Source organism: Wolbachia endosymbiont of Protocalliphora sialia (assembly GCF_053891855.1).
This window is the reverse complement of the sequence record NZ_JAIUJX010000012.1, coordinates 1-8,841: the sequence shown is the minus strand read 5'-3', so window position 1 is coordinate 8,841 and position 8,841 is coordinate 1. Positions and strand designations below refer to the sequence as shown.

The following is an 8,841-nucleotide window of genomic DNA, read 5'->3' as shown; positions in this document are numbered from 1 at the left end:
CGGATCACTTTGAAAAAAATGGTCTAGACAAATGGGTGCATTATAGCCTCTAGAGCCATGTGTAGTGCTATTGAGGTCTTACCAATTGAAGTGCGTGCTGCAAGCACGGATAACTCTCCCTCTTTGAAGCCACCAGTTATCGTGTCAAGCTCCTTTATTCCTGTGGTTATACCTTCTATTTCGTCGGGGTTTGCTAGCCGTTTATCGATGTAGTCTCTGTAGTCTTTGAGATAATCAAATATTGGCTATAGTGGACTCGGTAGATGATGGTAAAACTTTGTCTTGTGAGTTAGAAGGAATGAAAAAGATGTTGGGTTTAAATAGTAAGCGTACAGTTGGTACTATAGATCAAATATCTCAGAAACCTGAAGTTGCAAGTTCTACATCTAAAGTGCCTGCAAGTGATAGCAAGGTACTAAGCTCAGAAGCTGGTAAACCTAGTAAGGTGCTAGATAAGCCAGCTATAAATTCATCAATACCTATTATATCACCTTTCTAAAGAGTATCTTTTCTTCACAAAAGAGCATCTTCTTTGGTGCTCTTTTTTCTTTATAAGTTTTCTCCATAGGAGAAAATTGACAAGTTAAGTTTTATATGTAATAATTAAGTAAATTCATTAAGGAGTAAAGTATGTGGAAAAGTATACAAAAGCTTTTTAAGTGGATTGCTGATCATACGGGAATTTCGTGGATTACAAAAAAAGTTTCATCAGGTTGGAATTGGTTGTTTAGTAGTAAAGCAAATGCTGCTCAAAAAAGTACACCACCAGAAAGACCTTTAGGTGAGAATGTAAATAAAAGTAATACGTTGCCAAAAACTCTAGATGGTAATCAACTAATACTGCCAAAGCAGATAGATAGACCCAAAGTTTGTCTTGAAGTTATCGATGGTGAACTACTATTAACTATGATAAATAAAAATTATACAATCCTTGAAGAGAAATATAAAAATCCATATCAATATGATGAATTTCATGCATTTGTAAGATGTGACAGTGGAGATTTTCATATTACTGGTCCTTATCGCTCACAGAAAAATATAGGTGGTGAGAGGAAGTCTGTGTCAATAACTTCAGTAAAGAAACAAAGTGATGAAGGTTCTGTATTAAGTAATCCATTAGAAATGATAGGTGTATTGGGCTTAGGTAAAAACAAAGAGTTCGTTAAAGTGGATAAGATAAATTACAAGCCATTAAAAACAAAAAAAACATCAGTATTAGGTGAGCTTGAATTTGAAGGGAATAACTTTTGGTTAAATTTGGAAGAGTGTATAAACATTAAGGATTATAAAGGTAGTTTAACCAAGGACGCATATCATCCTAAGTTTCTTGTATATCTAAAGTGTAATAAAGGAAAATATTGCATTACTGGTAGGAGTGTTAATTCTCCTGAGTCTGCTAAACATTTCATTGTAGAATCAATAATAAAGAAGAACAAAGATGGGAAGTATATCGATGGCGATAAAATATTAGTTGAATATGATATTGAGCATGTGAAAAAAATGTTAGGATTGGAGAATGGTGTAACAAATGTTAAAGTAGATAGTATATCTAATCAGCCGTTTGAAGTTAAAACACCCACTACTATGGCACAACAAACGGTTAACAATACAACTATTGATCAACTAACATCATTGGCAGTAACAAGAGAATCTTCTACTATCAACATTTTTAACGGAAACTTAGAACTACGTCTTGCAGATGATATTCAACAAAATCTAGAGGATTATAAGCATCCAAGAAACAACGGTAAATATCGTATGAAAATACACTGCAATGAACATGATTTTAACATTAATTTTAGTAAGAGAGATAACGATGATGGTTCCGTATCTCTAATTATTAATATGCTACAAAAAGATAAACGCGAACTTTGTCAGGTAGCGCAAATGAAAAAGTTCTTGGGCTTCAAGAAGGGGTCAACATTTGTTGTAATAGATTCTATTGAAAGTTTTAAAGCGCGTGGCGTGCCAAGCTCAGAAACTACTAGTCTGGAAGCAAAGAACGCTAACTGTAATAAATCTCTCTTAGTTAATGCACATAAAGAAAAAGATGAGCATAATACTGATGCTAGTAACAAGATAATACAGCAAGAGGTTGATAATGAGGATAATGAACAAGAGGAGTTTTATGATGCAGAAGAGGAATTAGATGGTGATTTTCATGATGCATTAGACACATTGTTTATTCCAGAAGAAGCAAAATTGGAGTTTTCTCAAGAATTATCTAACTACTTATCAAAAGCAAAAAGCTCAGAAATAAGAAGATTGCTTTGCGATGAAGTAGTACCAAGTTCGTCACTTATGCGACTAACAGTTGACGAAAAGTTTGCTAGTAATAATCGTTCTTGCTAGTTAATTTCACAAAAGAGCATCTTCTTTGGTGCTCTTTTTTTCTTTATAAGTTTTCTCCATAGGGAAAATTGACTAATTACAATTTGTATCTTCCTCGTATCAATTTTCAATAGATTCATCGATGTATAGCTATAGTTTTATCAGTGTAAGGCTAAATATGCTAAGCTTATAAAGATGACAAAGCTTCAAAAAAAGCCTAACATAGTGGAAAAAGCTTTATGAAAATCAGAGTTGGAGTAATAGGCTGCTTAGGCAGAATGGGTAAGAAAATACTCAATGAATTAATTACGAATACCAAAGTGGAAATAGCAGGTGCTGTTGCTCGCTTGGGCAGTGAGTATATAGGCTTAGATATTGGGCCTATTGTAGGCAATAATTGCAATTTAGAAATCAAAGTTACAAGTTCTATTAGTGAGGTATTTGAATCGTCCGATGTTGTAATAGATTTTACAACTAAAGAATGTATGCTAGACTGCCTTAAGGCGGCCGTGAAATTTAAAAAACCGCTAGTTAGTGGCACAACTGGAATAGAAGGTCTAAATTTAAAAGAATATGCTGCTAAAGTTCCAATATTATGGTCAGCAAATATGAGTATAGGAGTTAATGTGTTGCTGAAATTGGTAAAAGAAGCTGCCAAGCTTTTAGGTAATGAGTATGACGTTGAAATTTGGGAAATGCATCACAATTTAAAAAAGGATTCACCATCTGGAACAGCTATAGAGTTTGGTAAAGCAGTTGCTAACGCTGCAAAAGTGGATTTTGAGCTCAATCAATATTCACATAATAATTCAAATATAAGAGGGAAAGGAGGAATAGGCTTTGCAGTATCTCGTGGAGGTGGAGTAATAGGAGATCACAGTGTCATGTTTGTCAATTCCGATGAACGAGTAGAATTAAATCACAAAGCAATTGATCGCACAACGTTTGCTAGAGGGGCGGTTCAAGCAGCAATATGGTTGTGCGAGAATAAACAGGAAATACCAGGACTTTATTCAATGCAGGATTTAGTATGAACGATAAATACGCTTTCGTTAAAAATTTAAATCTTTGGTATGGCTCTAAACAAGTTTTATTCGATATAAATTTGAATATTTGCAAAAAGAAAGTCACAACTTTTATCGGACCTTCTGGGTGCGGTAAATCGACATTTTTGCGTTGTTTTAATCGTATGAATGATTACGTACCTGGATGTAGAGCGACTGGTGAACTGGTAATCGATGGGCTGGGTAATATATATTCACGTGATATGGATGTTGTATTGCTCAGAGCAAAAGTTGGTATGGTATTTCAAAAACCCAATCCTTTTCCAAAATCAATATATGATAATGTTGCTTATGGGCCTAAATTGCATGGCATGGTGAAAAATAAGCAAAAATTAGATGAAATAGTAGAGAGTAGTTTAACTAAGGTTGGTTTATGGGAAGAGTTGAAAGATAGATTGCAAGATAGTGCACTAAATTTATCTGGTGGCCAGCAACAAAGATTATGCATTGCTCGTGCAATTGCAGTAAAGCCAACTATTTTATTAATGGATGAACCATGCTCTGCTCTTGATCCAATGGCAACCAATGCAATCGAAAATCTTATACAAGAATTGAAATTGAGGTTCACCATAATTATGGTAACTCATTCGATGAAGCAAGCTAAAAAATTATCTGACAGCATAGTTTTCTTTTGCAATGGCAAGATTGTTGAATTCGGAAGTACTCAAGAAATCTTTGAAAATGCTCAGTCTCCTTTAACGAAGGAGTATATTCTGGATCATTAGCTTAATAATTAATATTTTAATTTTTTCTATGTATAATTTTATCAAGTTTGTTGTGATAGGGGGTTAAAATGTTTAGTACAAGTGAAGCAACAAAAAAGTTGTTTAAAGCTATTGAATTTCAAAATGCTAGTGGTGAAAGAATAACACCTGAGGAAGCTTGGAATCATTTTCAACAAGCATTGAAAGAAGGAGCGAATGTTAATGCTTTTGAAGATGGAATGACACCTTTGATGTGCATTATTTCAGCTTTTGTTACTAGTAATAACGAGGAACATCAATATTTAGAGCTTATGGCTAAGTTGCTTGTACAGCATAAAAAAATTGATGTAAATATTAAAAGCAAGCAAGCTGTTATGGAGAGAAGACCAAAGGAACATGATGGTTATCCAGTTTACGAATTTGAGGAGAGAGAAGTAGTAGATAGGAGTCCATATCTTCGCTGCATATACCTTGACAATTCACAACCTGTTAATGAAGGATTTATACCTCAAAATTATGCTCGTGCAGAGGAGGAAATTGAGACCGGCAAGAAGAAAAAAAATACAGCTTTACACATTGCTTGCGAGATGGGAAGTATAGATATAGTAAAAATATTACTCACACATCCAAAGATCAAAACTAATATTAAAAACTATGAAAACAAAAGTCCAAGAGATTGTATTGCAGGATATGTTAAGAAAATAATAGAACCAGAGTTCATAAAGATAGAAGCAGTTGCTCAAAAAAGGAAACAAACTAACTAATTATGCTTATGCTTTTTTGTTATCTGGAGTATTTGCTGTTGGTCTATGTTTCGTAGTTGACAACCCAGTTCCACTTGCTGCAACTTCGTTGCTTTTTCTTGCAATAGGATGCGGTTATCTGTATAGAGCAAATACAGTTATTAATGATGTAAGCTTCTCTCAAGTTATTGTGAACGAACGTGCTAGTGATGTATCTGTTCAGGTAAGGTATCATTCCAGCACTTGATGCTGGTTTTCATTTAATCTCATTGAATTTAGCATAAGCTTTGTAAATTTTTCTAGATCCCAGTGTCAAGCACTGGGATGACACCCATTTCTTTCTAGTCTTGTCATTCGAGTAGCTGAAACTAGCTGCTTTTCTTAATCCCAGTGCCAGCTACTAGGATGACATTATGGAAATCTGGATCACGTTGTCAGCTACTAGGATGACAAAAAGGCAAGGTACTGAGATGACAGGAGTATGAAATGGGTCTACTTGACCATTTAGTTGTCTTTTCTCGTCTACCTTATTTTACCACTCTGCTGAACGGATACCTTTATTTTCAATAATTTTGTTAGCAATAATACGGCTTTCAAAATCGACACTTATTATGTCAGATAGTGAGTTAATATCAGAGTACTTGTCAAAGTTTTCTATTGTTGATTTTACTACCTCTACTACTTCTAAAAAGCCGATTCGTGATTTCAAGAATTCATTAACAGCTATCTCATTTGCAGCGTTCAAAACAATACTATTTGTATGTGGAGAAGAAGAATTTAACACTTCCATGCTTAGCTTTAGTGAAGAAAAACATTTGTGGTCTGGTTCTTGAAAAGTCAATTTTTTTTGTTTTGTTAAGTCTAACTTGTAGTTCAAAGTTGATCTTTCTGGCCAAGACAAAGCATATGCAATGGGAATTTCCATATCAGTTTCTGCAAGCACAGCAAAGCTGAATCCATCGTGATAAACGACAATTCCATGTACTATCGATTCAGGGTGCACTACTGCTTCAATTCTATTTGGACTGATATTGAACAAATGATGTGCTTCTATTATTTCTAGTGCTTTATTCATCATTGTTGCACTATCAACTGAGATTTTCTTTCCCATTTTCCAAGTAGGGTGACTTAGTGCCTGATTTACTGTGATATTTCTTAATTGTTCAAGGCTATAATTTAAAAATGGTCCACCAGAGGCAGTGAGTATAATCTTTTCTACACATTTATCATCATTTTGCAAAACTTGAAAAATTGCGTTGTGTTCAGAGTCAATAGGGATTATTTGTACGCTCCTTTCTTTAGCTTTTTCAAGCAGTAACTTGCCACCACAAACAATGCTTTCTTTATTTGCTAAGGCAATAACTTTAGTACCGCTTTCTATAACCTTTATAACTGGCTCAAGGCCTGCGATGCCAACTATTGCAATAACTGAGAGATCAACAGGTAGAGAAGCAACATTTGCTAGACCTGGAGCACCAACTTCTACTTTGACGTTTGTACCAAGTAGATCTTCTTTTAAATCTTTGTAGAACCTTTCATCAGAAATGGCAGCATATTTTGCATTAAGTAGATTTGCCTGTTGTGCTAGCAGAGCAAAGTTAGAATTGGCACTTAGTGCTTCCACCTGATATTCTTCCTTTCTCTTTGAGAGCAAATCTACAGTCTTTTTTCCAATGCTTCCTGTTGATCCTAAAACTGAAACTTTTTTCACTAATTACAATAAAATCTTCTTAGTTATTTAGTAACCAAGCTCATGATCATCACCAACAGATGGTGAAGGACCAGGTGAAAAAGATTGGCCATGATGATCACCTGCATCATGCATATCATGCAAACCATCAGCACTTTGAGCCATTTCATTGCTAGCATGGGGATAATCATCTGGATGAGGCCCTCCATCACCATGATCCATATCCATTCCTTCTGATGGCATATCTTCTCCACCACCACCTGAAAAATATTCAGCAAGGCTTTCAAGAAATTTTATGCCAAACATATTACCTGATTTTCCAAATAACGTTACTAGACTGCTACCACTGACCAAACCTTCGAACACATTATTATAAGCAGCAATTGCTCCTTCATGAAAGTTGAACATCCACTTCATTCCATCCACAATTGTTGCAACAGAGTCGCTATGACCAAGACCGAAACCACTTTTCTCACTAGCGGCTTCCTGATGTTGCTGCTGTGCCTGCCATTCTGCAATATTTGGACCTTGTGCTTCACTCATAAACTTTTATTCTAAGCCTTAAGCTATTATTTTACCAAAAACACTGTAAAATATCAATTATTTTAAAAGAGGGTCATCAAAAAGCTGAGTGTCAGCTATTTTGATGACTCTAAAAATTAGGCAGCAAGTATAGTATCCCATACTTGAATATTTGGTTGTTCAATGGCAACATTTTGCATATTTGTGGAAGCACGAATAGTATCCGATCCTAGAATATTTAGTTGTTGAATGACAACATTTTGCACATTTGTGGAAGTATGAATAGTACACGGTCCTAGAATATTTAGTTGTTGAATGACAACATTTTGCACATTTGTGGAAGCATGAATAGTATTCGGTCCTAGAATATTTGGTTGTTCAGTGGCAACATTTTCCACATTTGTAGAAACATGAGAAGATGCTCTTCTTGCATAAGCCATTGATAACGCACCAACTCCAGCTCCAATTATGAAACTAGGTACAGATGATTCTCCAAATTCCTTACTTATTTCGTTAAACAACACTGTTGCAGCTACTGATAATCCAACTCCAAGTATTGGTTTACACACATCTTGTTTTAACTTTTGTTTTAATTCTAACGATCTGTTATCTAACCCTTCTCGTCGTAAGTGTTCTAAATTCATAGTCATTATCCATTAATTAATTATAGTTAAATAATATACTGTAATTAATGTTTAATCAAGATAGTTATTAATATATTAAAGAATGAAATGCCAAAAATAACTGACAGGCTCTTTTAACTAGAAATATTTAAGAAATTTACTAAATGAAAAAAGGCATTTACTCTATACCAAAACATCGATGATGTGCTGTAGTAACAAAGTGATGACTTGAGGTTTAAGACAGCTTCTATTTCTTCTTAGAACCTGTTTAAAATCTCTAGAAGAAGAGGTAAAGTAGGTATAGATTAAGAGTGTGGTATATATATGCAAAAAAGTTATCCAAGTGATATAAGTAGAAAGCAATTTGAAAAAATCAGACCAATACTGGAAAGCAGCAGAAAGAAAACAAGGCCAAGAAAACTTGACTTATATGATGTGTTTTGTGGAGTGCTATACGTCCTGAAAAGTGGCTGCCAATGGAGAATGTTGCCAAAGGATTTTCCAAAGTGGGAAAACATATACTACTATTTTCAAACCTGGAATAAAAAAAATGGAGAAGAATCAAGTTTGCTGCAACTAGTCTTAAAAAAAATTAGTTGGAGAGGTTCGACAAGGCAATGGTCGGAAAGAGAAAACCAGTTTCTGTATAATCGATGCTCAAAGTGTTAAAAACACAGATACTGCTGAAGAAAAGGGTTATGATGCTGGTAAAAGAATTTCAGGAATAAAGCGTCATATTGCAGTAGATACACAAGGTTTGCCACATGCAATCCATGTAACAACGGCAGAAGTAACTGACCGTAGCAGTGCTGTAAAAATGGTTGCAAATGCTAAAGAAAATCTCTCTGAAGTTAAGAATATACTAGTTGATGCTGGCTACACTGGAGAAAATTTTGCAACTCAAATAAAAGATACTATTGGTGCAACTGTTGAGGTCATAAAGTGTGTGATTCATAGAGGTTATTGCAACTAATTTGTCAGATCAAGTCTAAACTATTACAAATGAAGGTAGCTTATTGATGGAGATTGCTATTAAGTAACAATGCTCATGCAGCTGTGATTTAAACTCACGCACTCCTGCTTTTTTGAGAATTTTCCGCAATATTTGGTCTAACAACTCTTCTAACAAACTCCTAAGAACCTTTTTCATCTATCGGCTCCTCT

The 8,841-nt window shown here is 34.8% G+C and carries 11 protein-coding genes and 1 pseudogene; 7 read left to right on the top strand and 5 right to left on the bottom strand.

The genetic code is table 11. The features are described from left to right. Positions 1-23: 23 nt before the first annotated feature. On the bottom strand, positions 24-140 hold the full coding sequence (locus LB100_RS04870; protein ID WP_456201607.1) for a DnaB-like helicase C-terminal domain-containing protein: 117 nt from the start codon (positions 138-140) through the stop codon (positions 24-26). 101 nt (positions 141-241) lie between these two features. Here LB100_RS04870 and LB100_RS04865 point away from each other — a divergent pair, with 101 nt between their 5' ends. The 6 genes from LB100_RS04865 to LB100_RS04840 all read left to right on the top strand — a co-directional run bounded on the left by LB100_RS04865 (position 242) and on the right by LB100_RS04840 (position 5,089). After that, complete coding sequence (locus LB100_RS04865; protein WP_456201602.1) at positions 242-499, top strand: hypothetical protein; 258 nt, start codon at positions 242-244, stop codon at positions 497-499. A 131-nt stretch (positions 500-630) separates the two neighbouring features. Further along, positions 631-2,352 (top strand): hypothetical protein, encoded by a 1,722-nt coding sequence (locus tag LB100_RS04860; protein WP_456201601.1) that lies wholly within the window; start codon positions 631-633, stop codon positions 2,350-2,352. A gap of 218 nt (positions 2,353-2,570) precedes the next feature. Then, the gene (gene dapB / locus LB100_RS04855; protein ID WP_456201600.1) at positions 2,571-3,365 is read left to right on the top strand and encodes a 4-hydroxy-tetrahydrodipicolinate reductase; all 795 of its coding nucleotides are present in this window, start codon (positions 2,571-2,573) and stop codon (positions 3,363-3,365) included. Next, positions 3,362-4,120: a phosphate ABC transporter ATP-binding protein PstB gene (gene pstB, locus LB100_RS04850; protein ID WP_019236313.1), complete on the top strand. Its 759-nt coding sequence runs from the start codon at positions 3,362-3,364 to the stop codon at positions 4,118-4,120. The genes dapB and pstB overlap by 4 nt, the downstream gene beginning before the upstream one ends. 68 nt (positions 4,121-4,188) lie before the next feature. Continuing rightward, positions 4,189-4,863, top strand: coding sequence for an ankyrin repeat domain-containing protein (locus LB100_RS04845; RefSeq protein WP_456201599.1), 675 nt, complete (start codon positions 4,189-4,191; stop codon positions 4,861-4,863). Then, on the top strand, positions 4,835-5,089 hold the full coding sequence (locus LB100_RS04840) for a hypothetical protein (protein ID WP_456201598.1): 255 nt from the start codon (positions 4,835-4,837) through the stop codon (positions 5,087-5,089). Before LB100_RS04845 ends, LB100_RS04840 begins: the two co-directional genes overlap by 29 nt. Positions 5,090-5,374: 285 nt before the next feature. Here LB100_RS04840 and dxr read toward each other — a convergent pair whose 3' ends face one another. From dxr to LB100_RS04825, 3 genes are all read right to left on the bottom strand, one after another. Further along, entirely contained in the window at positions 5,375-6,553 is a 1,179-nt protein-coding gene (gene dxr / locus LB100_RS04835; RefSeq protein WP_456201597.1) for a 1-deoxy-D-xylulose-5-phosphate reductoisomerase, read from the bottom strand. Between the two features lie 27 nt (positions 6,554-6,580). After that, entirely contained in the window at positions 6,581-7,075 is a 495-nt protein-coding gene (locus LB100_RS04830; RefSeq protein ID WP_264719415.1) for a hypothetical protein, read from the bottom strand. 116 nt (positions 7,076-7,191) lie between these two features. Continuing rightward, a complete protein-coding gene (locus LB100_RS04825) occupies positions 7,192-7,698 on the bottom strand; it encodes a hypothetical protein (RefSeq protein WP_456201596.1) in 507 nt (168 codons plus the stop codon). A 303-nt stretch (positions 7,699-8,001) separates the two neighbouring features. Between LB100_RS04825 and LB100_RS04820 the strand changes: the two are divergent. After that, positions 8,002-8,608: pseudogene (locus tag LB100_RS04820) on the top strand (IS5 family transposase); the annotation flags it as partial. Between the two features lie 57 nt (positions 8,609-8,665). Here the strand turns inward: LB100_RS04820 and LB100_RS04815 are convergent. Next, the gene (locus LB100_RS04815; protein WP_456201595.1) at positions 8,666-8,827 is read right to left on the bottom strand and encodes a hypothetical protein; all 162 of its coding nucleotides are present in this window, start codon (positions 8,825-8,827) and stop codon (positions 8,666-8,668) included. Positions 8,828-8,841: the final 14 nt, after the last annotated feature.

Coding starts and splice junctions, on each gene's coding strand:
- LB100_RS04860 (WP_456201601.1), top strand. CDS start 631: ATGTGGAAAAGTATACAAAAGCTTTTTAAGTGGATTGCTGATCATACG.
- dapB (WP_456201600.1), top strand. CDS start 2,571: ATGAAAATCAGAGTTGGAGTAATAGGCTGCTTAGGCAGAATGGGTAAG.
- pstB (WP_019236313.1), top strand. CDS start 3,362: ATGAACGATAAATACGCTTTCGTTAAAAATTTAAATCTTTGGTATGGC.
- LB100_RS04845 (WP_456201599.1), top strand. CDS start 4,189: ATGTTTAGTACAAGTGAAGCAACAAAAAAGTTGTTTAAAGCTATTGAA.
- LB100_RS04830 (WP_264719415.1), bottom strand. CDS start 7,075: ATGAGTGAAGCACAAGGTCCAAATATTGCAGAATGGCAGGCACAGCAG.
- LB100_RS04825 (WP_456201596.1), bottom strand. CDS start 7,698: ATGAATTTAGAACACTTACGACGAGAAGGGTTAGATAACAGATCGTTA.
- LB100_RS04815 (WP_456201595.1), bottom strand. CDS start 8,827: ATGAAAAAGGTTCTTAGGAGTTTGTTAGAAGAGTTGTTAGACCAAATA.